Origin of the sequence: Kitasatospora xanthocidica (genome assembly GCF_014656195.1) — a bacterium.
Taxonomy (GTDB): Bacteria; Actinomycetota; Actinomycetes; order Streptomycetales; family Streptomycetaceae; genus Kitasatospora; species Kitasatospora xanthocidica.
In genome coordinates, this window is record NZ_BNBY01000002.1 from 381,239 (window position 1) to 404,753 (window position 23,515).

Annotated in this window: 20 protein-coding genes and 1 pseudogene; 9 read left to right on the forward strand and 12 right to left on the reverse strand. The window is 72.9% G+C overall.

Annotated features, from left to right (window positions below):
* The first annotated feature begins 15 nt into the window (after nt 1–15).
* The 3 genes from IE332_RS05050 (at nt 16) to IE332_RS05060 (ending at nt 4,031) form a co-directional block, all read left to right on the forward strand.
* A complete protein-coding gene (locus IE332_RS05050; protein ID WP_189913856.1) occupies nt 16–963 on the forward strand; it encodes an ABC transporter substrate-binding protein in 948 nt (315 codons plus the stop codon).
* A gap of 166 nt (nt 964–1,129) precedes the next feature.
* Entirely contained in the window at nt 1,130–1,705 is a 576-nt protein-coding gene (locus IE332_RS05055) for a hypothetical protein (RefSeq protein WP_189913857.1), read from the forward strand.
* Between the two features lie 583 nt (nt 1,706–2,288).
* The gene (locus tag IE332_RS05060; RefSeq protein ID WP_189913858.1) at nt 2,289–4,031 is read left to right on the forward strand and encodes a glycosyl hydrolase family 18 protein; all 1,743 of its coding nucleotides are present in this window, start codon (nt 2,289–2,291) and stop codon (nt 4,029–4,031) included.
* Between the two features lie 155 nt (nt 4,032–4,186).
* Here IE332_RS05060 and IE332_RS05065 read toward each other — a convergent pair whose 3' ends face one another.
* The 6 genes and pseudogenes from IE332_RS05065 to IE332_RS05085 all read right to left on the reverse strand — a co-directional run bounded on the left by IE332_RS05065 (nt 4,187) and on the right by IE332_RS05085 (nt 10,283).
* Nucleotides 4,187–5,374: a multidrug effflux MFS transporter gene (locus IE332_RS05065; RefSeq protein WP_229928305.1), complete on the reverse strand. Its 1,188-nt coding sequence runs from the start codon at nt 5,372–5,374 to the stop codon at nt 4,187–4,189.
* Between the two features lie 360 nt (nt 5,375–5,734).
* Complete coding sequence (locus tag IE332_RS05070) at nt 5,735–6,217, reverse strand: hypothetical protein (RefSeq protein WP_189913859.1); 483 nt, start codon at nt 6,215–6,217, stop codon at nt 5,735–5,737.
* Between the two features lie 439 nt (nt 6,218–6,656).
* On the reverse strand, nt 6,657–7,535 hold the full coding sequence (locus IE332_RS05075; RefSeq protein WP_189913860.1) for an alkaline phosphatase family protein: 879 nt from the start codon (nt 7,533–7,535) through the stop codon (nt 6,657–6,659).
* A gap of 208 nt (nt 7,536–7,743) precedes the next feature.
* Entirely contained in the window at nt 7,744–8,571 is an 828-nt protein-coding gene (locus IE332_RS05080; protein ID WP_229928306.1) for an ATP-grasp domain-containing protein, read from the reverse strand.
* A gap of 8 nt (nt 8,572–8,579) precedes the next feature.
* A pseudogene (locus tag IE332_RS40630) lies at nt 8,580–8,942 on the reverse strand (ADP-ribosylation/crystallin J1); the annotation flags it as partial.
* A gap of 153 nt (nt 8,943–9,095) precedes the next feature.
* Nucleotides 9,096–10,283 carry an acyl-CoA dehydrogenase family protein gene (locus IE332_RS05085; RefSeq protein ID WP_189913861.1) on the reverse strand — a complete coding sequence of 396 codons (1,188 nt, stop codon included), beginning with the start codon at nt 10,281–10,283 and terminating at the stop codon, nt 9,096–9,098.
* Between the two features lie 150 nt (nt 10,284–10,433).
* Between IE332_RS05085 and IE332_RS05090 the strand changes: the two genes are divergently transcribed.
* Nucleotides 10,434–10,979, forward strand: coding sequence for a GNAT family N-acetyltransferase (locus IE332_RS05090; protein ID WP_189913862.1), 546 nt, complete (start codon nt 10,434–10,436; stop codon nt 10,977–10,979).
* A gap of 120 nt (nt 10,980–11,099) precedes the next feature.
* On the opposite strand, the gene IE332_RS05095 is transcribed toward IE332_RS05090, so the two are convergent.
* A complete protein-coding gene (locus tag IE332_RS05095; RefSeq protein WP_189914103.1) occupies nt 11,100–11,408 on the reverse strand; it encodes an AzlD domain-containing protein in 309 nt (102 codons plus the stop codon).
* Entirely contained in the window at nt 11,408–12,190 is a 783-nt protein-coding gene (locus IE332_RS05100) for an AzlC family ABC transporter permease (protein WP_189913863.1), read from the reverse strand. Before IE332_RS05100 ends, IE332_RS05095 begins: the two co-directional genes overlap by 1 nt.
* Nucleotides 12,191–12,414: 224 nt before the next feature.
* Between IE332_RS05100 and IE332_RS05105 the strand changes: the two genes are divergently transcribed.
* Entirely contained in the window at nt 12,415–13,014 is a 600-nt protein-coding gene (locus IE332_RS05105; RefSeq protein WP_189914104.1) for a helix-turn-helix domain-containing protein, read from the forward strand.
* A 33-nt stretch (nt 13,015–13,047) separates the two neighbouring features.
* Here IE332_RS05105 and IE332_RS05110 read toward each other — a convergent pair whose 3' ends face one another.
* Complete coding sequence (locus tag IE332_RS05110; protein WP_189913864.1) at nt 13,048–15,006, reverse strand: cholesterol oxidase substrate-binding domain-containing protein; 1,959 nt, start codon at nt 15,004–15,006, stop codon at nt 13,048–13,050.
* A 349-nt stretch (nt 15,007–15,355) separates the two neighbouring features.
* Here IE332_RS05110 and IE332_RS05115 point away from each other — a divergent pair, with 349 nt between their 5' ends.
* Nucleotides 15,356–16,762 carry a class II fumarate hydratase gene (locus tag IE332_RS05115; RefSeq protein ID WP_189913865.1) on the forward strand — a complete coding sequence of 469 codons (1,407 nt, stop codon included), beginning with the start codon at nt 15,356–15,358 and terminating at the stop codon, nt 16,760–16,762.
* A 103-nt stretch (nt 16,763–16,865) separates the two neighbouring features.
* Here the strand turns inward: IE332_RS05115 and IE332_RS05120 are convergent, their stop codons facing one another.
* Nucleotides 16,866–17,312, reverse strand: a complete 447-nt coding sequence (locus tag IE332_RS05120) for an SPW repeat protein (RefSeq protein ID WP_189913866.1) — start codon at nt 17,310–17,312, stop codon at nt 16,866–16,868.
* Nucleotides 17,313–17,541: 229 nt separating this feature from the next.
* Between IE332_RS05120 and IE332_RS05125 the strand changes: the two genes are divergently transcribed.
* Together IE332_RS05125 and IE332_RS05130 are read left to right on the forward strand one after the other, a co-directional pair.
* The gene (locus tag IE332_RS05125; protein WP_189913867.1) at nt 17,542–18,096 is read left to right on the forward strand and encodes a PadR family transcriptional regulator; all 555 of its coding nucleotides are present in this window, start codon (nt 17,542–17,544) and stop codon (nt 18,094–18,096) included.
* A gap of 59 nt (nt 18,097–18,155) precedes the next feature.
* Complete coding sequence (locus IE332_RS05130) at nt 18,156–19,871, forward strand: acyl-CoA dehydrogenase family protein (RefSeq protein WP_189913868.1); 1,716 nt, start codon at nt 18,156–18,158, stop codon at nt 19,869–19,871.
* Nucleotides 19,872–20,006: 135 nt separating this feature from the next.
* On the opposite strand, the gene IE332_RS05135 is transcribed toward IE332_RS05130, so the two are convergent.
* Nucleotides 20,007–20,699, reverse strand: coding sequence for a response regulator (locus IE332_RS05135; RefSeq protein ID WP_229928308.1), 693 nt, complete (start codon nt 20,697–20,699; stop codon nt 20,007–20,009).
* Between the two features lie 283 nt (nt 20,700–20,982).
* Here IE332_RS05135 and IE332_RS05140 point away from each other — a divergent pair, with 283 nt between their 5' ends.
* Nucleotides 20,983–23,094 carry a sensor histidine kinase gene (locus IE332_RS05140; protein ID WP_189913869.1) on the forward strand — a complete coding sequence of 704 codons (2,112 nt, stop codon included), beginning with the start codon at nt 20,983–20,985 and terminating at the stop codon, nt 23,092–23,094.
* Between the two features lie 164 nt (nt 23,095–23,258).
* Here IE332_RS05140 and IE332_RS05145 read toward each other — a convergent pair whose 3' ends face one another.
* A complete protein-coding gene (locus IE332_RS05145; protein WP_189913870.1) occupies nt 23,259–23,471 on the reverse strand; it encodes a hypothetical protein in 213 nt (70 codons plus the stop codon).
* Nucleotides 23,472–23,515 lie beyond the last annotated feature (44 nt).

Sequence of the window (23,515 nt, forward strand, 5' to 3'; positions counted from 1 at the left end):
AGGACATCTGTCACCATGTCGACATTGAAGAGAAGCCGACGCGTCGTCGTACTCGGCACCCTCGCCGCACTCGCCCTCGGCGCCACCGCCTGCGGCTCCTCCGGCGGCGACCCGCTCGGCGGGGGCTCCAGCACCTCGGCGGCGGCGGGCTCGGGCGGCTCGGGCGGCGGCTCCGGATCGACCGTGGTCGTCGGCTCGGCGAACTTCCCGGAGAACGTCCTGCTCGGCTCGATCTACTCGCAGGCCCTCAAGGCCAAGGGCGTCAAGGTCGAGGAGAAGTTCAACATCGGCAGCCGCGAGGTCCTCTACGGACAGCTGCAGAGCGGCAACCTGACCGTCCTGCCCGAGTACAACGGCTCGCTGCTCGCCTACCTGGACGCCAAGTCCACGGCCGTCGACACCAAGGACGTGAACGCGGCGCTCGCCAAGGCGCTCCCCGCCACGCTGGGCCTCCTGGACTCCTCCCCCGCCGAGGACAAGGACTCGCTCAGCGTCACCCAGGAGACCGCCGACAAGTACAACCTCAAGAGCATCTCCGACCTGGCCGCCAAGGCCGGCGAGTTCGTCCTCGGCGGCCCGCCGGAGTTCAAGAACCGCCGCGAGCAGCAGTTCAAGGACGTCTACGGGCTGACCTTCAAGGAGTGGAAGCCCACCGCCGACACCACGGCCAACGCGCTCAAGGACGGCAGCATCCAGGTCGGCAACGTGTTCACCACCGACCCGAAGATCGGCCAGTACAAGCTCGTCCCGCTGGCCGACCCGAAGAACGTCTTCGGCGCGCAGAACGTCACCCCGCTGGTCAACAAGGCGGGCGTGGACGCCACCGCGACGGCGGCGCTCAACGCGGTGTCGGCCAAGCTGGACACGGCGGGGCTGTTGGCGCTGATGAAGCGCGTCGCGGTGGACAAGGAGGACCCGTCGGCCGTGGCCAAGGACTGGCTGAAGTCCAACGGTCTCGGCTGACGACCCCGACTGACGGTCTCGGCCGACGGTCTCGACTGACGACCGGGCGGTATCGCGCTCGGCACGACACGACACACGGCGGCCCGGGGAACCCCTCCCCGGGCCGCCGTCCGTCACCTCCCCGGGACCTTCCCTTCTGCGCCGCGAACATGACACTCTGAGCGCCATGCGCACTCGTCTCCTCGCCGCCACCCTCACGGCACTCGCCGCGGTGAGCCTCGCTGCCTGCTCCAGCTCGGGATCGAGCTCGGGCAAGGCCACCTCCGCGGCCGGCACCCCCACCGCCACCGCCTCGTCGACCGCCGGCTCGACCGCCGCGCCCACCGACGCCGCCTCGACGCCGGCGGCCCCCGCGCCCGACACGGCCGCCCCCACGGCCGACGGCGCCACGGGCACGCCCGCACCCGACGCCGCCGCCTCGGGAGCCCCCGCGCCGGCCAAGCCCTCCCCGCCCGCCGACGCCGGACTGCCGGCCAAGCCCGGCGCCGATCTGACCGGCAAGCTGGTCGCCGCGCTGGACGCGATCGACCCGGCGATCGTCGGCGGCAAGCCCGAGCAGGCCGTGGACCGGGCGCGCAACCAGTGCCAGTCGATGTACCAGTTCCCCAAGGACAAGGGGAAGCTGGTCGAGCTGGCCAACCAGCGCTTCACCACGCCCGACCACCCGCAGGGCTTCGGACCGGACACCGGGGCCAAGATCAACGACGCACTGCGCGCCACCCTCTGCCCGGCGACGCGCTGACCCGCCCCGAACCGCCCGGTGTCCTGAGCGCCGGGCAGCCGTGGCCGCGCCCCACCACTGGGTGCGCGGCCACGGTCTTCGCTTTTTCCGGCCCTCTTCGCCCCGGTCCTCGTCGCCCGGCGCCCCTCTTCCGGAGGTTCGTGTTCCCCCGCACGACGATCCGCCCCCTTCGGGCCCCCGGGCCGTGTGTCGACGAACTGTCAGGTCTCTTGACAGACCAGTGGTCTAGTCCAAACATAAGCATGTCGATCCGACCGGGATGCACTGTGGGGGTGTGACCACCGGCGGCTGAGGCACTGCCTTGCCCTGCTCCGCTCCACCCCCGCTCCGTACGGCCGCGCGCATCCGCTCCGCCGCCCGCGTCCACGCACGTCGGTGGGCTTCCGCGTGCCCGCAAGCCCCGGCCCCGTCGCCCACCACTCCGCTCAGCCCTGCTCCGCGTTCCGCACTGTTCCGTTCCGCACTGTTCCACCCGATCCGGACCTCCGGGCCGGGGGCGCACGGTCGACCCCACACGGCCGCCGTGCCCCGGCCCGTTCGCGCGTCCCCAACGTCCTGCCCCACCACGTCTGTTGGAGAATCCATGCGTCTTCGCAGAGCAATCCAGGCCGCGCTGACGGCCTGCGCCACACTGGCCGCCTCGGCCGGGCTGGTCGCCGTCGGGACCGGCACCGCCCAGGCCGCCACCCCGCTCCCCAACCGGGTCTTCGCCCCCTACTTCGAGGCCTGGACCGGCCAGAGCCCGGCCCAGCTGGCCGCGCAGTCCGGCGCCAAGCACCTGACCATGGCGTTCCTGCAGGCCGCCACCAAGGGCTCCTGCACGCCGTACTGGAACGGCGACTCCTCCATGCCGGTGTCCTCCGCGACCTTCGGTGCCGACATCGCGACCATCCGCGCCAACGGCGGGGACGTGATCCCGTCCTTCGGCGGTTACACCGCCGACAACACCGGCACCGAACTCGCCGACAGCTGCACCGATGTCAACCAGATCGCGGCCGCCTTCGAGAACGTCATCACGACGTACGACATCAGCCGGATCGACCTCGACATCGAGGACAACTCGCTGACCAACACCGGCGGCATCGACCGCCGCAACAAGGCGATCAAGCTGGTGCAGGACTGGGCCGCCACCAAGGGGCGGACCATCCAGTTCTCCTACACCCTGCCGACCACCACCAGCGGGCTCGCCGACAGCGGCCTCGCGGTGCTGCGGAACGCGGTCAGCAACAACGCGCGGATCGACGTCGTCAACATGATGACCTTCGACTACTACGACAACACCGCCCACGACATGGCGGCCGACACCCAGACCTCCGCGCAGGGCCTCTACAACCAGCTCGCCCGGCTCTACCCGTCCAAGACCCCCGCCCAGCTGTGGGGTTCGATCGGGATCACCGAGATGATCGGCGTCGACGACTTCGGTCCGGCCGAGACCTTCACCCTGGCCAACGCCACCACCGTGTACAACTGGGCGGTCTCCAAGGGCATCAACACCCTGTCCTTCTGGGCACTCCAGCGCGACAACGGCGGCTGCCCGGGCACCAAGGGCGACGACAACTGCTCCGGGATCGCCCAGAACACCTGGGACTTCACCCACGTCTTCGCGCCGTTCACCAGCGGCACGACGGTGACCAACGACTTCTCGGTCTCCGCCGGCCCGAACTCCGGTACGGTCAAGCCCGGTTCGTCCGCCTCCGCGACCATCGCCACGGCCGTGACGGCGGGTTCGGCACAGAGCGTCAACCTCTCGGTCAGCGGAGCCCCGGCCGGCGTCACCGCCACCGTCACCCCCGGCACCGTCACCGCCGGAAACAGCGCCACGCTCAACATCACCACCACCTCGTCGGTGACGCCCGGCAGCTACCCGCTGACCGTGACCGCCACCGCGCCGTCCGGCACCCACACCGCGACCTACACGCTGACCGTCACCGGGACCACCCCGACGACCGGTCTGGTCAACGGTGACCTGGAGACCGGCAGCCTGGCCCCGTGGAACTGCCAGAGCGGCGGCGCCGTGGTCTCCACCCCGGCCCACTCCGGCACCCACGCCCTGCAGGCGGCAGCCACCGCCGGCCAGACCGGCGAGTGCACCCAGACCGTCACCCTGAAGCCCAACACCAGCTACACGCTGACCGGCTGGGTGCAGGGCAACTACGCCTACGTGGGCGTCAACGGCGGTGCCACGGCCAGCTCCTGGGCCAGCTCCGGCAGCTGGACGAAGCTGTCCGTCCCCTTCACCACCGGCGCCTCCGGCACCGTCACCGTGTACCTGCACGGCTGGTACGGCCAGGGCAACGTGTTCGGGGACGACTTCTCGATCGCGTGAGCGGAGCCGGGAAACCGGTGACTGGTGACTGGTGACTGGTAACCGGGAACGAATGACAGATGACAGCTGACAGATTTCAACATCTGTCAGCTGTCATCTGTTATCTGTTATCCGTCTGCCGTCCGCTGCCTTCCGTCCCGCGCGCCCGGCGCTCGTCAGCGACCCGCCGTCACCGGGTTCGCCGCCGTCCGCCCCGGCCGGCACAGCCCCAGGTACGCCGCCGTCGCGAGCACCCCGCAGGCCAGGACCCCCAGCGCGAGCAGGACCGCCGACGGTCGTCCCCCGAGGCTGCTCAGCGGGGCGACCACCGCGCCGGCCAGGAAGTTGCCCGTCCCGAGCAGTGCCGACGCCGTCCCCGCCACCTGGGGCTCGACCAGGCCGAGCGCCTGCGCGGCGGTGTTCGGCAGGACGACGCCCAGGCTGCCCATCATCACGAACAGCGGCGGGCAGAAGCCGACCAGCCCGAAGTCCCACACCGTGGTCAGCAGCACCAGCGCCACCCCGGCGACGACGGCGGCCGCGAGCCCGCCCAGCATCAGCGCCCGCGGCGTGAAGCGCGGCGCCAGCAGCCGCCCGTTCACCTGTGTCATCACCACGAGCGCCACCGAGTTCAGCCCGAACAGCAGGCTGTAGGTCTGCGGAGAGACCTGGTAGACGTGCTGGAGCACCGTCGACGAGCCGCTGATGTAGCCGAACAGCGCCCCGAAGGCGAGGGAACTGGTCAGCGCGAGCCCCAGGAACGGCAGGTTGCGCAGCAGCCGCCCCATCGTCCGCAGGGTCGAGCCGACCCCGCCGCCGTGCCGGGCCTGCGCCGGCAGCGTCTCGCGCAGCGCCCCGAACGCGGCCAGGGTGAGCAGCAGGCCGAGGGCGGTGAGCACGCCGAAGGTGCCGCGCCAGGAGGTGAACCGCATCAGCTGCGCGCCGATGATCGGGGCGAGGATCGGCGCCAGCCCGGATATCAGGGCGATCGAGGCGAGGAAGCGCAGCAGCGCGACGCCCTGGAAGCGGTCCCGGGCGACGGCCCGGCCGATCACCAGCCCGGCCGAGCCGGCGGCGCCCTGGACGAAGCGGGCGGCGATCAGCACCGACAGGTTCGGGGCGAGCACGCACACCACGCTGGACACGGTGTAGAGGAGGAGTCCCACGAGCAGCGGCGGGCGGCGCCCGAAGCGGTCGCTGAACGGTCCGAACAGCAGCTGCCCGGCCGCGACCCCGAGCATCGAGAAGGTGAGGGTGAGCTGGACGGCGGCCGGTTCGGCGGCGAGGTCGTCCGCGATCGAGGGCAGGCCGGGGAGGTAGAGGTCGGTGGTGAGCGGTCCGAGCGCGGTGAGACCGCCCAGCACGGCGATCGTGGCCCGGCCGATGCCGGTCTGGCCGGTGGGGGGGCGGTGGCGGCAGCGGTCGACGTGTCGTCGGCGGGGCCGACGGTCGGGCCGGGCATGGCTCTCCTCACGGACGGGGGTGACGACGGGTTCGTTCGCGTTCCGTCCTATCGCAGCCCGGTCGGGTTTCGACAGCAGGGGTGCACCCAGTATGTCCGCCGTACGCAGCCGGCGGTGTCCCGTGCCCGTACGACGGCGGCCCGCCCGCACCTTCCGGTGCCCGGCGGGCCGCTTGGTCGTCCATGGTCCGGCGCGTGATGGTCCGGCGCGTGCCCGGTACCGAGGGCTCGTGCTCCGTGCCGAGAGATCAGTGCCGAGGGCTCAGTGCTTGGCCACGTGCTCGGCGCGGAGCGCCGCCTGGACCGCCGCGCCGTCCTGCCACGCGTAGAGCTGGTTGCCGGTCAGCGCCACGTTGTAGTGGCCGCAGGTGCCGGTGGCCTTGGCCGCGACGCCCTCCGGGAACCAGCCGGCCTTGAGCGCCAACGGCACCGGGTGCGCGGACTTGCCCGGCAGCCCGGCGCTGCAGCCGGCCGGCAGCCGTCCCTCGGGGAGGGTGGCGCGCAGCAGGCGGTCGTCGCCGGTGGTGGACATCAGGTACTTGACGCCGGAGGCGTTGTCGGGCAGCCAGGTCGGCATCGAGCGGCGTTCGGCCTTGGCCTGGGTGCCGGACTCGTACGCGGCCTGCTCCTGGTGACGGCCGTCGTACCAGTCGGACACCCGCGGGCCGATGACCACGGCCGCCACGGCCACGGCCATGCCGGTCCCGGCGACTCCCAGCGCGACCTTGCTCACGATGCCCTTCATGCCCGACTGTCCTCTCCGTGGCCGTGGCCGGTGCCCCCGGCCGGTGTCCTTGCCCTGTGCCCGTCGTCCCGTACTCGCCGCCGACGGCCTTTCACGCTTCCGCCGCCGGCCCGGGCGACGCGCTGCGCCGTCCGGTGCAACCATCGTGGCCCGTGCCGCCCCGGCGGAACGTCACCACCAAGTCGCGATCTTCTCTCCAACCCACGGGGTACGGTCTCCACCTTCAGGCGTATGCCCTTCGGCAGGGGGCCGGGCCCCGGCGGCCCGGGCACGTGCCGGTCCGGCGCTCAGCTTGGCACGCCGGGGTCGAGCCCGGCCCAAGCCCCGATCGAGCCTCGCTCAAGCCCGGCGCCGGCGCAGCCCGGCCTGCTGCACCCGGGGCACCCGAGGCGCCCGAGGCACCCGAGACCGCGGGTCAGGCAGCGGGTCGGACGGCGGGTCAGACGGCGGCCGGCACCGGTCGGGCGACCGGGAAGGGACGGCCGTCCAGGGTCCAGTGCGGGTCGATCGGACGCAGCAGGGAGGCGTACACCTGGGCGGCGACGTCCGGGTGGCGGATCTCGCCGGCGGGCGGTCCGGCCGGGATGTCGTGCCCGGCGCAGGCGACCCAGGCCGTCCGCTCCTCGACCGTGCGGCCGCCGTGGCCGCCGGCGTCGACGTGGCCGTGATCGGTGACGACGATGACGGTCCACTGCTCCTCGGCGTACGCGGCCCGGCCCCGGACGGCGTCCAGGAGGCGGCCGAGGCGCTCGTCGGCGGTGCGCATGGCGGCGCGGTACTCCTCGCCGCAGCCGAGGAAGTGGGCGGTCTCGTCGACCGCGCCGAGGTAGACGAAGGAGGCCTCGGGGTCGGCGGTGCCGAGGACGTGGACGGCCTCCCGGGTGACCTCCTCGTCCACGACCTCCCAGGCCTCGGGGGTGTCCTCGGCCGGGGCGATGTACGAGAGCCGGCCGGGGGCGCGGAAGAGCGGGCCGCCCGACTCGTTGATCATCAGCGGGTCCCAGCCCGCCGCGACGAAGGTGCGCCGGCGGTCGCCCCGGGCCAGTCGGGTGGCGAAGTCGGGGAACACGTCGAGCCGGTTGCCGCCCAGGTGGTTGCCCCAGACGCCGTGCTTGGCGGGCTCGACCCCGGTCACGATGGTCGCCCAGCAGGGCCCGGACATGGTCGGCGTGGTGTCCGCCACGGTGACCGGCACCAGGAACCCGGCCTGGGCGACCTCCTGGAGGCGCGGCATCGGCACCTGCTCCAGGTAGTCGTGGCGGACGCCGTCGATGCCGACGACGAGCACCCGGGGGCGGGGCCACTGGACAGCGGACATGGTGGGGGTTCCTTTCGGTCGTGCGCACGGCCGGGCCGCGCCCGCCGAGGGCGCCGCCGACCGCGCCATGCTTCACCGACCGCCGTACCGAACGGCGTCGCGCCGTCGAACGGCGGGTGTCCGCCAGGTGTCGGAAGGCCGCCGACCGCCGGTCAGCCGGACGTACGGACGAACCGCCGGTCGGCCGGCCGCGTAGACGAACCGCCGGTCAGCCGGCCGTGCGGACGAAGCGGCGGTCGGCCGGTGCCAGCTCGACGGCCGGTCCGGCGGCGCGCAGCACCACGTCCAGCACCCGCTGGGGGTCGGCGGCGTAGCTGTGGGCGAACCACGGCAGGTTGGCCTCGACCACGGCCCAGTGCTCGGCCGGGTCGTACGGGTCGGCGATCGGACCGACGTCCAGGGCGACGGCGCTGGGCAGGGTGTCGCCGACGGCGGCGAGCAGACGGCGGGCGAAGGCGAGGGCCCCGGCGGTGACCGACGCCGGATCGAGCCGGCCGAAGCGGGCGTAACGGCTGCCGGTGAGCACCTCGCCGTCCCGGACGAACAGCCGGTACTCGGCGGCGAAGGTCACCGGCTCGCTGACCAGGACTGGCGTGTCCGGGCCGATCCGCTCGCCGGTGCGCGGCAGCCGGGAGCCGTCCGGGTAGACGGCGGGCGGCACCGACTTGTCGGCGGGCGGTTTGACGAAGGCCGGGTGGCGCAGCGTCCAGGCCTCGGCGAGCGTGGTGAGCTCGATCCGGCGGCGGGTGAACTCCTCGGGGAGGCGGGCCAGCCAGTCGTCCGCGGGTTCGAGCAGGGCGAGACCGAGCGGACCGGCGATCCGGGCGGCGGCGAGCGGCCCGCCGTACCAGTGGACCGGCCGCCCGGCGAGCCGCTCCACCGTGCCCGGGACACCGGTGCTGAGGACTGCGGTGTCCAGGCCGCGTCCGGCGGCGGCCCCGGCGAGCAGCACGGTGGTGCTGGTCCGCTGGGCCGAGGTGAGCAGGACCCGGTCGGGGGGGACCGGGCCGGTCCCCGCGGGCGCCGGTCCGGCCACGACCGGGGCCGGAACTCGTGGACGACCTCGATGCGGCCGACGAGGTGCCGGTTGAACTCGTCCAGCTCCTCGGCGGGCACCCAGAGCTCCAGGATCGTCCGGCCGCCGGCCTGCCGCACCGGGTAGCGGGCGAGGAAGTCGGTCTCGACCTCGAAGCGGGTGACGTAGCCGACGCCGGAGGCCGGCACGTTCCAGTCGCGGGCGATCCGGATCGCGTAGTCCTCGTTGAGGACGGGGTAGAAGATCGGCTGGTCGGGCACCCGGGGCGGCCAGGCACGCCAGTCGGCGGCCTCGACCAGCGCCAGCTCCTCGGGGCCGGTGGGGCGCCAGAGGGTGGTGGTCGGGGACGTCGGGACGGGCGTGCTGTTCATGAGCCGGGACGGTAGCCGGGCCACGCCGGGCCCGGCCACCGGTTTTGCCCGCTCGGCGAGGGCTCGTCGGCGGTGGCCCGTCGGCGACGGCCCGTCGGCGGGTAGCTCGCCAGCGGGTAGCGCGTCAGCGACGGCTCGCCAGCGGGTAGCTCGTCAGCGGTAGGCGGACTCGCCGGTGATGGCCTCGCCGAGGATCAGGGTGTGGATCTCGCTGGTGCCCTCGTAGGTGAGCACCGACTCCAGGTTGTTGGCGTGCCGCAGCACCGGGTACTCGGTGGTGATGCCGTTGGCCCCGAGGACGGTCCGGGCGCTGCGGGCGATCTCCAGCGCGGTGCGGACGTTGTTCAGCTTGCCGAAGCTGACGTGCGGCGCGCGGGCCGCGCCCTCCTCCTTCAGCCGGCCGATCCGCAGCGCCACCAGATAGGCCTTCTCCACCTCCAGCATCATCTCGACCAGCTTCTGCTGGGTCAGCTGGAACCCGGCGATCGGACGGTCGAACTGGATCCGGCTCTTCGCGTAGTCCAGGGCGGCGGTGTAGCAGTCGCGGGCGGCGCCGACGGTGCCCCAGAGGATGCCGTAACGGGCCTCGTTGAGGGAGGAGAGCGGCCCGCGCAGGCCGACCACCCCGGGGAGCACCGCGTCGGCGGGCAGGACCACCTCGTCGAAGGCGAGCTCACTGGTGACGGAGGCCCGCAGGGAGAGCTTGCCGTGCACGTCGGTGGCGGTCAGGCCGCGGGTGCCGCGCTCGACCAGGAAGCCTCGCACGCCCTCCTCGGTCTGCGCCCAGACCACGGCGACGTCGGCGATGCTGCCGTTGGTGATCCACATCTTGCTGCCGGACAGCACCCAGTCGCCGCCCTCGCCGCCCTTCCGGACCGCCCGGGTGCGCATGTTGGCCGGGTCCGAACCGAAGTCGGGCTCGGTGAGGCCGAAGCAGCCGATCAGCTCACCGGCGGCCATGCCCGGCAGCCAGCGCTGCTTCTGCTCCTCGGAACCGAAGGCGTGGATCGAACGCATGGCGAGCGAGCCCTGTACGGAGACGAAGCTGCGCAGCCCGGAGTCCGCCGCCTCCAGCTCCATGCAGGCCACCCCGTACGCCACCGCGCCGGCGCCCGCGCAGCCGTAACCGTCGAGGTGCATGCCGAGCACGCCGAGGGCGCCGAGTTCGGGGGCGAGCTCGCGGGCCGGGAAGACCCCGCGCTCGAACCAGTCGCCGATGTGCGGGCGGATCCGTTCCTCGGTAAACCGGCGGACGGTGTCACGGATCAGCCGCTCCTCGTCGGAGAGGAGGTCGCCGACGGCGAGCAGGTCGGACGGATCGATCCGGGTCGGCTTCGTCATCGAAGCTCCTTGTAGTCTCGGCGCGGTACCGGTCTCGGCCGCCGGTCACGACCACCGGTCTCTGCTGTCCCGGCGGTTGCGGCGGAGTACCGGCGAGTATTCCGCACCGGGCCGGGCGGTGGGTGAGCGCGAGCGAGTGAGGAAAGCGACATGAGTGGCTTCGAGGCCGGCTACGCCGTCGGCCGGGTGACGGCGGAGGAACTGCACGGCGTGGCGCCGGAACTGGCCGCCCTGCTGGTGGACACCGTGCACGGCGGCGCATCCCTGGGCTTCCTCGCGCCGCTGGACCACGGTGCGGCCACCGGGTGGTGGCGGGCGCTCGGCCCGGACCTCGCGGACGGGCGGCTGCTGCTCTGGACGGTCCGGGCGGAGGCGGACGGGCGGCTGGCCGGGACGGTGCAGCTGCGCCCGGCGGCGACCGCGAACGGCCGGCACCGGGGCGAGGTGGCCAAGCTGATGGTGCATCCGGCGGACCGCGGGCACCGGCTGGCCGGTCGGCTGCTGACGGCGCTGGAGGAGCGGGCGCGCGAACTGGGCCTGCGGCTGCTGGTGCTGGACACCGAGACGGACAGTCCGGCGGAGCGGATGTACGAGGCGGCGGGCTGGACCCGGGTCGGCTCGGTGCCGGACTATGCGACGGACCCGGACGGGGTTCCGCACCCGACGACGATCTTCTTCAAGGCGCTGGGGGGCTGACGGGTGACGGCGGGTAACAGCTGACAGATTTCAGATTTCAAAATCTGAAATCTGTCAGCTGTTATCTGTTCGCTGAAAGCTGTCGGCTGTCGGCTGTCGGCTGTCAGCCGCCCGCCCCGCTCATCCCACCCCGCACAGGCGGAGCACCGCCGTCGTCGCCGCGCCCGCGACGACCACCAGCGGGAACGGCGCCCGACGCAGCGCGAGCACTCCCGCGACCAGTACGCCCGCCGGGCGGGCCCACCCCGCGAAGTCGTGGCCCTGGGTCAGCGCGCCGGTCGCCACCAGGGCGACCAGCAGCACGGCCGCCGCGACCGCGAGCAGGTGCCGCAGCCGGTCCGAGAGGGCGAGCCGGCCGCCGAGCAGCGGCCCGGCGATCCGGAAGGCGTACGTCCCAACCGCCAGCAGCAGCACCGCGTACAGCGGCATCATCGGACCGCCTCCTTCGCCATGGGCGCCACTCGCGCCACAGAGCCGTCCATGTCTCCCACGTCTCGCGCCTCTCCCACGTCATCCGCCTCTCCCCCGTCTCCCCCGCCTCCCGCACCCGGCCGCCCCGCGAACAGCAGCCCGACGAGGGCGAGCAGCACCGGCAGCCCGGCGGGGACGAACGGCGTCGCCCCGACCGCCACCACCGCGCCCACCACGGCGGCCGTACGGGTGCGCCGGTCCGTGAGCGAGGGCAGGACGAGCGCCAGCAGCACGGCCGGGAAGGCGGCATCCAGGCCCAGCGCGTCCGTGTCGCCGATCAGTCCGCCGGCGGCGGCGCCGAGCAGCACGGAGACGTTCCACACCACGTACAGGGCGATCCCGCAGAGCCAGAACGCGGCCTTGCGCCGTCGCGGTTCGCTCTGCTGCAGGGTGAAGGCGGCGCTCTCGTCGGTGATCAGCTGCGCGCCGAGCAGCCGCCGCCACCACGGGCCGTCGAGGGCGTCGGCCACGGTGAAACCGAAGGGCAGCAGCCGGGCGTTGAGCACCAGCCCGGCGGCGACGGCCGCGAGCGCGCCGCCGCCGGACAGCACCACGCCGACCGCCGCGAACTGGGAGCCGCCGGCGAAGACGAGGACGGAGAGCGCGATCGGCACCCAGAGGGGCAGACCGCCGGAGACGCTGATCGCGCCGAAGGAGGCGCCGACGAGGGCGTCGGCCAGGCAGACCAGGGCGATGTCACGAAGGGTGGCATGCTCCAGTGTTCGGAGTAGCGAACGCATGTCCATTAGAGTGAACCCATCACCCCTGGTTCGTCAAGGCGAACGATTGGACCGACAGAGCGAACGTCCATCGCCTCGGGCATCCCCACAGGCCCGGACAGCCGTGGCAGCATGAACGGCACCGGCCGCGCCGGGCACTGGACGCACCGGCCACCGGACGTCAGGCGTCAGGCGCCGGTGTCCGGGGAGCAGCAAGGAGCCAGAGGAAAGCGTGAGTGGCGAGCATGAGTGACCAGACCACCCCGGCCGCGGCGGCCACCCCGGCCGGCGGCTCCGGCACCGAGCTGATCGGCCAGATCGCCGCCTCGATCCGACGCGAGCGCGAGCGCAGCGGGCTGTCGATGGCCGAGCTGGCCCGGCGCGCGGGAATCGCCAAGTCGACGCTCTCCCAGCTGGAATCGGGCGCCGGCAACCCCAGCGTGGAGACCCTGTGGGCACTCGGCGTCGCCCTGAACGTGCCGTTCAGCCGGCTGGTCGACCCGCCGCGCCCGGTGGTCAAGGTGATCCGGGCCGGCGAGGGCCCGGTGACCCACTCCGAGCGCGCCGACTACGCGGCCACCGTGCTCTCCTCCTGCCCGCCCAACGCCCGCCGCGACATCTATCGGATCGAGGCGCAGCCGGGCGAGACCAGGGCCTCCGACCCGCACATGCCCGGCACGGTCGAGCACGTGATGATCGGCTCCGGGCGCGCGCTGGCCGGGCCGACGGAGGCGCCGGTCGAGCTGGGCCCGGGCGACTACGTGAGCTACCCGGGCGACGCCCCGCACGTGTTCCGCGCGCTGGCCCCGAACACCCTGGCGGTGATCGTGATGGAACACATCTGACGACTGGTCAGCCACTGACCGGTCGGCGGGGGATCACTTCAACAGCCGGTCCAGGAAGGGGTTTCCGAACACCCGATGCGGGTCGTGCCGGTCCAGGACGGCGACCGCCTCGTCCCAGCCGGACCCGCCGCCGGCCCGCAGGCCGTCGGGGATGACCCGGTCGATCAGGTCCGGGTCGGACCAGGCGGCGTCGGCCGTGTAGGCCCAGCCCTTGGACCACTCGACCCGCAGGCCCGCCCTGGTGCCGTCGAAGGTACGCAGCAGCCACTGCTCCAGGTCCCGGGCGAACCGTTCCAGCCCGGGGGTGCCGGGGAAGGAGAGGACGTCGAGCCAGACGGCCGTGTCCCACTCCGGACGGTCGGCGCGCGGGCGCAGCGCGGACAGCAGCGGGGGCCGGGCGCCGGGAACGCCGGAGTACGCCGGGTCGTCCAGGCCGGTGACCCTGATCTCCACCGCGCCGTTCACCGGATACTCGCCCCGGGACCGGTAGTCGGCGAGCAACGTCCGGTAGTACGCGGCGAATTCGCTGACCACCCACTGCAGGTCGGCCCGCCGGGCGAGGATCGCGTAGCCGTTCGCGGTGACCCGCAGGGTGGTGGGCCGGACGTACTGCAGGAGGGTGCGCGAGGGGCCCCAGAGGTCGGAGTGCAGCCCGCCCGCGAGGAGGTGGGTGAGCACGTCGCCGCTGAGCAGCCCCCGGAGCAGTCCACCGGAGAGGAGGACGTCCGTGATGTCTCCGGTGAGCCCCACCTTCGCGACCAGGTACTGGAGTTGGCCGAACAGCGGGGCCGATCCCCAGGCGCCGGAGACGATGTCGCCGGCGAGCCGGGCCACCGGTTCCGGCACGTTGTCCGAGAAGGGGTAGTTGTAGGGGTGGTCGACGGTGAGGGAGGCGAGCGGCTTGGCCGGGGCGACGCTCCAGGTCTTGAGCCAGGGGTAGTCGGTGTAGGCGAACCAGATCGCCTCGGCCCGGCCGTCGCGCTCCACGAACTCGGCGAAGGTCCGCGGTCCGCTGCCACCCGCCCCGCCCCCGAGCACACCGCCCAGCACTCCCCCGAGCAGACCACCGCCGCCACCACCGCCTCCACCGGCACCACCGCCGGCCGCCGCGCCCGGGCGGGCGAAGAGCTCGCTCGCCGGGATGTCGAGCCGGCTGACGCAGCGCAACGACCGGTCGGCACCGGCCCGCAGGACGACCTCGGTGAGGAAGGCACGGCCCAGGTGCACCAGGAAGGCGGCGCTGTCCGCCTCGGAGCGGTCGAAGGTGCGCAGCGCGTAGCGGCCGGTGGCCGGGTCGAGGACGACGGCGGTGAGCCGGACGACCTGGTTGCTCACCGAGCCGTAGCCGTGCCCGTCCGGCCGCACCTCGCCCGCGGCGGGGACGGCGGTGCCGTGGCCGCCGATCGCGAGCACGCCGCCGACGGTGATCTCACCGGGGGCCGGACAGGCGGTCAGGCCGAGGCCGCAGTCGGCCAGGTGCGTGAGCAGGGCCTCCATGGTGGCGCCGGTCTGCACCCGGACGGTGGTGGGCGAGTCGGCGCTGATGGCGGTGAGGTGGCGAGCGGTGTCCACGAGCAGGACGCGGGCGCTCTCCGGGGTCCCGTCGGCGACAGTGAGCGGCGCCCAGGTGTGCCGGTAGCCGGAGGCGCGCAGGCGCCAGCCGTTGGCGTGCGCCCAGTCGGCGAGCGCCGGGACCTCCTCGGGGGTGCGGGGCGCGCAGGTCCACAGCTGGTCGGTGCGGATCTCGCCGGACCAGTTCTGGAAGACCCGCTGGTAGAGCTCGGTGCCGACGGGCAGTCCGGGCGGTACGGGCGCGGCGGCCCGGGCGCTGTCCGGTCCGACGGTGCCGCGCAGGACCCAGGCCGCGCCGCCGAGCGCGGCCGACGCGCCGAGCAACTGCCGGCGGGTGAGCCCGCCCCCGGCGCCGCCCGTCACACCCACCACACCCGCGGTGCCCGAAGTGCCCGCCGTACTCCGTCGTTCCTTGGTCATCCGTCCGTCCGCCCTCGCGCTGGGTCCCCCCGGGCCGAGCTGCGGCCGACCGGGCGGGCCGGCGGTGTCCGCCGGCCCGGAAGGAGCGTACGAAGCGCCGTACGGCGGTTTGAAGCAATACCTCCGATGAATCACTCCTTCGAGTGAGTGTGACCCGAACGGTCCCCGGGCAGGGTCGGCGTGGGGCAGCCACGGCGGCCTACGCGTAGCGCCGCCGCCGGTCGGGGGCCGTGCCGGGCTCGCCGGAACCCGATCACCCCCGCCGGAAATACCCGGGCCCCGTGCGCGGCTGTCGTGATCGGAAGATCCGTTCCGGGCCGGCCGGCCCGCACAGGAGGTGCAGCGCGCGATGGGTGACGAGCAGGCGAAGCCGCAGGAGTACCGGGTCGAGCACGACTCGATGGGCGAGGTCCGGGTGCCGGCCGCCGCGAAGTGGCAGGCGCAGACGCAGCGGGCGGTGGAGAACTTCCCGGTGTCGGGGCAGCGGCTGGAGCGCGCGCACATCGCCGCGCTGGCCCGGATCAAGGCGGCGGCGGCCCGGGTGAACGCCCGCCTCGGGGTCCTGGACGAGGAGACGGCGGAGGCGATCGTGTCGGCGGCCGAGGAGGTCGCGGAGGGCCGCTGGGACGACGAGTTCCCGGTGGACGTGTTCCAGACCGGCTCGGGCACCTCGTCCAACATGAACACCAACGAGGTGATCGCCACCCTGGCCGGGGAGCGGCTGGGCCGCCCGGTCCACCCGAACGACCACGTCAACGCGAGCCAGTCGTCCAACGACGTCTTCCCGTCCTCGATCCACATCGCCGCGACCGCCGCCGTGACGCACGAGCTGATCCCGGCGCTGGAGCACCTGGCGGAGGCGCTGGAGCGCAAGGAGGCCGAGTTCGCGACGGTGGTCAAGTCGGGCCGTACGCACCTGATGGACGCCACCCCGGTCACGCTCGGCCAGGAGTTCGGCGGCTACGCGGCGCAGGTGCGGCACGGGCGGGAGCGGCTGCTGGCCACGCTCCCCCGGGTCGCCGAACTCCCGCTCGGCGGTACGGCGGTGGGCACCGGCATCAACACCCCGCCCGGCTTCCCGGAGGCGGTCATCGCGGAGGTGGCCCGCGCCACCGACCTGCCGCTGACCGAGGCCCGGAACCACTTCGAGGCGCAGGGCGCGCGGGACTCCCTGGTCGAGCTGAGCGGTCAACTGCGCACGGTGGCGGTCGGCTTCACGAAGATCGCGAACGACCTGCGGTGGATGGGGTCCGGTCCGCGCACCGGGCTCGGCGAGATCAACCTGCCGGACCTGCAGCCGGGTTCGTCGATTATGCCGGGCAAGGTGAACCCGGTGCTGCCCGAGGTGGTGCTGATGGTCGCCGCCCAGGTCGTCGGCAACGACGCGGCGGTGACGCTGGCCGGCGCGAGCGGCAACTTCGAGCTGAACGTGATGCTCCCGGTGATCGCCCGCAACGTGCTGGAGTCCGTCCGGCTGCTCGCCAACAGCGCCCGGCTGCTGGCGGACCGGACGGTGGACGGCGTCACCGCCAACGTCGAGCGGGCCCGGGAGTACGCGGAGTCCTCGCCCTCGGTGGTGACCCCGCTCAACCGGTACATCGGCTACGAGGAGGCCGCGAAGGTCGCCAAGCAGTCGCTGGCCGAGCGCAAGACGATCCGTCAGGTGGTGCTGGAGCGGGGCTACGTCGAGCAGGGCAAGCTCACCGAGGAGCAGCTGGACGAGGCGCTGGACGTGCTGCGGATGACCCGCCCGTAGGTCGATGGCCCAGCCATAGGTCACCGCGAAGAGGACGAAGCGGTGCGCCGGGGCGCGGTGGGCGGTTGCGCCCTCCGTGCCCCGGCACGGGCTGCGGGGAGGATCAGCCCCTGGCTCGGCCGGCCCGGCCGCGCCGCATTGCCGCTCCGTTCGACGTCATGGTGGCCATCGAGATCGCCGCGAGCCCGAGCAGGAACATCACGGCACCGACGATGATGCAGGTGACGATGTTCTTGCCGTGCGCCACGGAACCGGAGACCGCCCACGGGGAGATGATCGTCCAGACACCGAGCGCGGTGGCCGCCCAGGCCCTCGCGTGGGTGCGCTCGTAGGCCGTGCCGTAGCCGGCCATCAGCAGGGTGTAGGCCAGACCCACGATCAGGCAGGTCACGGTCAGGGTGCTGAACGCGGTGAAGCCGACGATCCATGGCGATGCCGCCAGGAAGAGGCCGGCCAGTACGGCCAGGGCTTCGATGCCCTGGGCCCGGGGGGTCGAGGTGACCCGCTCGTAGTGTTCTCGAAGTTCGACGATGTCCGGATGGTGCTCCATGCCCGTCGGGATATGGGTTGCCACCGATACCACCTCCTGTGGTCCGGAACCTGGGGGTCGCGTTCCTCCCGTGAAGGCGCACGCCCCGTAACCATTCTGGCCCTTCTCCATCGTTTTGCACCCGATCGTCCGTAATGATCGATAACCATCCGATCACGCCGGTGACCTGCGTCTCAACACCGCGAGGCGCCATTGCCTATGCAACTCGTTGCATAGCAGGATGCGGGGCATGGCACTGGAGCACGCGATCCTCGTCTCGCTGTTGGAGCGGCCCGGCTCCGGCTACGAGCTGGCCCGACGCTTCGACCGCTCCATCGGGCGCTTCTGGACCGCCACCCACCAGCAGATCTACCGGGTGCTGCGGCGCATGGAGGCGGACGGCTGGATCGCCGCGGAGGAGGTCGCCCAGGACGGGCGCCCGGACAAGAAGGTCTACTCGGCGGCCGGGGACGGACGGGCCGAGCTCGCCCGCTGGCTGCGGGAACCGGTCGAGCCGGAGACCGTCCGGCACGAGCTCGCGGTCAAGATCCGGGCCGCCGCCTTCGACGACCCGGCCGCGCTGATCTCCGAGGTCGAACGCCACCGCGAGGGCCACGCCGCCCTGCTCGCCCGCTACCTGCACGGTGAGCAACGGGACTTCCCCGACCTCGACGCGCTCGACGCCCGCCAGGAGCTGCAGCACGTGGTGCTGCGCGGCGGCATCGAGTACGAGCGGATGACCCTCGACTGGCTCGACGACGTGCTCGCCACCCTGCGCCGACTCGCCGCGGACCGGCCGTCCTGACACGCCGGCCGCCGCACCTTCCACCCGCGTTCCACACCCTCGACCCCCGGGAGCCCGTGATGCTCTTCAACCCGCGCACCTACGACCCCGCCCAGTTCGACGAGCCGACCCGCCGGCTGCTGCGCGCGACCGTGGACTGGTTCGAGTCCCGCGGCAAGAAGGCGCTGATCGACACCTACATCGACCGCAGCTGGTACGGCGACTTCCTCGAATTCGCCGCGAAGGAAGGCCTGTTCGCGGAGTTCCTGACCCCGTCCTCGGCCGACCCGGCCAAGCGCTGGGACACCGCGCGGATCGCCGAGCTCAACGAGATCCTCGGCTTCTACGGCCTCGGCTACTGGTACACCTGGCAGGTCACCATCCTGGGCCTCGGCCCGGTCTGGCAGAGCGAGAACGAGGCCGTCCGGGCCCGCGCCGCCCGGCTCCTGGCGGAGGGCCACGTCATGGCGTTCGGCCTCTCCGAGCGCACCCACGGCGCCGACATCTACTCCACCGACATGATCCTCACCCCGGACGGCGAGGGCGGCTTCACCGCGACCGGCCCCAAGTACTACATCGGCAACGGCAACGTGGCCGGCCTGGTCTCGGTGTTCGGCCGCCGCTCGGACGTCGAGGGCCCCGAGGGCTACGTCTTCTTCGCCGCCGACAGCCGCCACGAGGCGTACCACCTGGTCAAGAACGTGGTGAACGCCCAGATGTACGTCAGCGAGTTCCGCCTCGAGGACTACCCGGTGCGCGCCGAGGACGTGCTGCACACCGGCCAGGCCGCCTTCGACGCCGCCCTGAACACCGTCAACGTCGGCAAGTTCAACCTCTGCACCGCCTCCATCGGCATCTGCGAGCACGCGATGTACGAGGCCGTCACGCACGCCCACAACCGGGTGCTGTACGGCCGGAAGGTCACCGATTTCCCGCACGTCAAGCGGGAGCTGACCGACGCGTACGTCCGCCTGGTGGCGATGAAGCTGTTCAGCGCGCGGGCCGTGGACTACTTCCGCACCGCCTCCGCCGAGGACCGCCGGTACCTGCTGTTCAACCCGATGACCAAGATGAAGGTCACCACCGAGGGCGAGAAGGTCATCGACCTGATGTGGGACGTCATCGCGGCCAAGGGCTTCGAGGCGGACACCTACTTCGACAAGGCGGCGAAGGACATCCGCGGCCTGCCGAAGCTGGAGGGCACCGTCCACGTCAACCTGGCGCTGATCCTCAAGTTCATGGGCAACTACCTCTTCGCCCCGGCCGATTACGCCCCGGTGCCGTCCCGCCTGGACGCCGCCGACGACGCCTTCCTGTTCCGCCAGGGCCCGGCCCGCGGCCTCGGCGCGATCCGCTTCCACGACTGGCGCGCCGCCTACGACCGCCACGAGCAGCTGCCCAACGTCGCCCGGTTCCGCGAACAGGCCGACAGCTTCTGCGAGTTGCTGCTCAGCCACGCGCCGAGCAAGGAGCAGCAGGCGGACCTGGACTTCCTGCTGGAGATCGGCCAGCTGTTCGCGCTGATCGTCTACGGCCAGCTGGTGCTGGAGCAGGCCGAGTTGACCGGTCTGACGGCGTCCGACGAGGGCGGCGACGTCCTCGACCAGGTCTTCGACGCCCTGGTCCGCGACTTCTCCGCGCACGCCACCGAGCTGCACGGCAAGGCCTCCACCACCGAGGAGCAGGCCGCCTGGGCGCTGGCGAACGTGCGCCGCCCGGTGTCGGACGCGGCGCGGGCCGCGCGGGTGTGGGAGCGGGTCACGGCGCTCTCGGGCGCGTACGAGATGCAGCCGTAGCGACGGCGGCGCCGTAGCGGCTGCGGCGCCGTAGCGGCTGCGGCAACGTTCGGAAGGACCCCGGGGGTGCCGGTCGGCGGACCGGCACCCCCGGTCTCACCCGGTCACGGATCAGCCGACGCCCCGGCCGACGTTTCAGCCGACGCCGAGGCCCATGTCGCGGGCCCGGGCGACCGCCTCGGCGCGGGTGGCGACGTGCAGCTTCTCGAAGATGTGCGTGATGTGGTTGCGGACGGTCTTCTCCGCGACCACCAGCTCCCGGGCGATCCGCCGGTTGTCCAGCCCCCGCGCGACCAGGTCCAGCACCTCCGCCTCGCGGGCGGTGAGGTCCGGGAACAGCTGCCCCGCCTCGCGCATCCGGGCACCGGCCAGCAGGGCCGTGATCCGCCCGGCCACCTCCCCGCCGAACACCGCGCCGCCCGCCGCGACCGTCCGTACCGCGTGCAGCACCTCCTCCCGACCGGCACCCTTGACCAGGTAGCCGCGCGCACCCGCCTGGAGCGCGGCGAGCAGGTTGCCGTCGTCGTCCGACATGGTCAGCATCAGCACCGGCGGCGGCGCCTCCTGGGTGGCGAGCCGACGGACGGCCTCCAGCCCGGAGCCGTCGGGCAGCGAGAGGTCCATGATCACCACGCTCGGACGGTGCCGGGCGACCGCCTCCGGGACGTCGGCGACCCGCTCGGCCTCGGCGACCACCAGGACGCCGTCGGCGCTCTCCAGTGCCGCCTTCAACCCCTCCCGGAAGAGGGGGTGATCGTCGACGATCAGTACACGGACGGGCTTTGCCTCACCCGGGTCCGCGAGTGCCAGCGGCTGTTCTTCATCCACACGGCCGACACTACCAGCGCCCGACTGGCTACTTTCCGTGACATGCTCGGAAGTCGTCCGCGTGGCGGGCGCGCGGGACGGATCCGGCCGGGCACCGGGACCGCGGTCGGGGACAGGATCCGAGACCGCTGCCTCAGGCGCCCGGGACACCGGGCCGCCGAAACTGGACCTGACTTGGTCCACGCGGCCGGCCGGCCCGCCGACCGGCCGCGAGTCCGTACCGCCGGGGGGTCGCACCACCGGAGTCCACCCCACCGGCCCAGCCCGTCTGCGAGGTGGTGCCATGACCACGGTGGCCTCCGTCCGGCGCCGTACGCCGGCCCAACGACAGCTCACCGCCGCGGCGGTCGTCATGGCGGTCTGCCTCCTCGCCGCCACGCTGTGGATCTGCTACGTGCTCGTCCACCTCGGCGATCCGGGCGTGTCGGTGCCCCGCGACGAACTCGCGATCCTGGTCTACGCCCTGCCGACCGCGGGGGCGGGCATGCTGCTGCACGCCCACCGGCCGGGCAGCCCGCTCGGCTGGGTGATGCTCGTCTACGGGCTGACCGACATCGTGCAGTTCGCCGCGGCCGCCCCGATCTGGGTCGAGGTCACCGACCCCGGCATCGTCGGCGCCGTCGCCGTCCTCGACGCGCTCTTCCGGTCGGTCAACGTCACGATCTTCTACGTGTTCCCGCTCTGGCTTCCGGGCGGCCGGCTGACCACGCGGCGCTGGTGGTGGTACGTCGCGGCCGTCGCGGTCTACGTGGTGCCGGAGATGTCCCAGCGGCTCGCCCTCCCGAAGGTCTTCGGGCGGCCCAACCCGTTCGCCGGCAACCCGCCCGCGCACTGGTTCGGCGTCGCCGCCGACGCGCTGGGCTCGTACGACATGCTGGTCAGCGAATGCCTGATCGGGATCGTGACCGTGGTCCTGCTGACCCGCCTGCTGCGTCCACGCGGCCGGACGGGTGACGCGAGCGACCTCCGGCAGCACCGGCTGCGGGTGGCGGCGATGCTCGGGGCGTACCTGCTGTGGGCCGGGATGCAGGACGTGTACTCGCGCACCTGGACCGAGCACTACTGGCTCAGCTACTCGCTGTTCGCCGCCACCGGGCTGGTGTGGGCGCTCGCGGTGGGCTTCCTGGTCGTCCGGGACCGCGGCTGGCGGCTCGACCGGGCGGCCCGCAGCGTGCTGATCGGACTGCTGCTGGGCACCGGGGTCACCGGGCTGTTCGTGGCGACCGCCGCCCTGCTCTCCACCTGGCTGCTGCCGGGGCGCGGCGGGGCGGCGCTGCTGCTGATCGCCCTGGTGTACGCGCTCGGCGCGGCCCTGCCGCGGGCGGCGCGGCGGGTCGTCGCCCTGGTGGACCGGCTGTACTACGGCGAACGCGCCCAGCCGTACCAGGTGCTGCGGACGCTCGCGGGGCGGGTGCGGCAGGTGGTCGACCCGGCGCGGCTGCCGGAGACGCTGTGCGCGACGGTCGCCGAGGAACTGCGGCTGCCCGGGGTCGCCCTGGCCGTCACCACCCGGGCCGGGCGGCGCACGCTGGCCACCGCCGGACGGCTGGACGGCCACCGCCAGGACTTCGCCCTGGTCCACAACGGGCTGCCGATCGGCGAGTTGACCGTCGGACTGCGGGCGGGCGAGGAGCGGCTGGAGGCCAGCGACGTCGACATCCTGCGCTCGCTCGCCGACCAGGCCTCGCCGGCCGTCGCCTCGCTGCGGCTCCAGGAGGACCTGCAGGCCAGTCGGGAGCAGATCGTCGCCGCGCGGGAGGAGGAGCGGCGGTGGCTGCGACGGGACATCCACGACGGGCTCGGGCCGGCGCTGGCCGGGTTGCGGCTGCGGGTGGACAACGCGGCCACCTCGGCGGACGACGGGCTCGCGGACACGCTGCGCGGGGTCTCGGACGGCCTGGGGATGACGATCAAGGAGGTCCGCCGGATCACCGACCGGCTCGGACCGGCGCCGCTCGGCGAGTTCGGGCTGGCCCGGGCCGTCCGGCAGCTGGCGGACACCTTCGGCGGGACCGGGTTGACCGTGACGGCGGAGGTGTCGCCGGACCCGCTGCCCGAGCTGCCGGCGGCGGTGGAGGTCGCGGCGTACCGCATCACGGCGGAGGCGCTGAACAACGTGCTCCGGCACGCCCGGGCTCGGACGGCCTGGGTCTCGCTGCGGGTGGACGAGGAGGCGCTCATGCTGGTCGTCCGGGACGACGGGGTGGGGTTCCGGCCGGACGCCGACGCCCCGGTGGACGGCGACTTCCGGGCGGACGGCAGCGGGGTGGGGCTGCAGTCGATGGCGGACCGGGCGGCGGAGATCGGCGGCCACTGCTCGATCCTGCCGCTGTCGTCGGGCGGGGGCACCCAGGTGCTGGCGGTGCTGCCGCGCTCGGCTGCGACGGGGCGGTGAGCCGGGTGGGTGGACCCCCGTGAGCCGTCCGGTGACAGCGGACGACAGACAGCGAACAGATGACAGATTTCGAAATCTGAAATCTGTCATCTGTTCGCCGTCATCTGTTACCTGTTTTCTGTCACCCGTCACCCGCGCCCTGCGCGGGCCGCCATCGGCTCCGGTCAGGAAGCGGGGTCCGGAGGCTGGGCACAGGTGCCGGGCTGGCAGCCGGGCGGCGGGTTCGGCCCGGGAGCCAGCGCGTTGGAGGCGCCGGACGCCGGGGAGAGGCTCGAGCAGGCATTGCGCACCGCGGTGACCGCCGCGACCGCACCTGCCAGTGCGCCCGCCAGCACGCCTGCCGCACAGAACGCCTTGGTGATCGGTTTCGCCGTCATGGGGTGGTCTCCTGATTCTTCCTACGGACCGATCGTGGTCGACC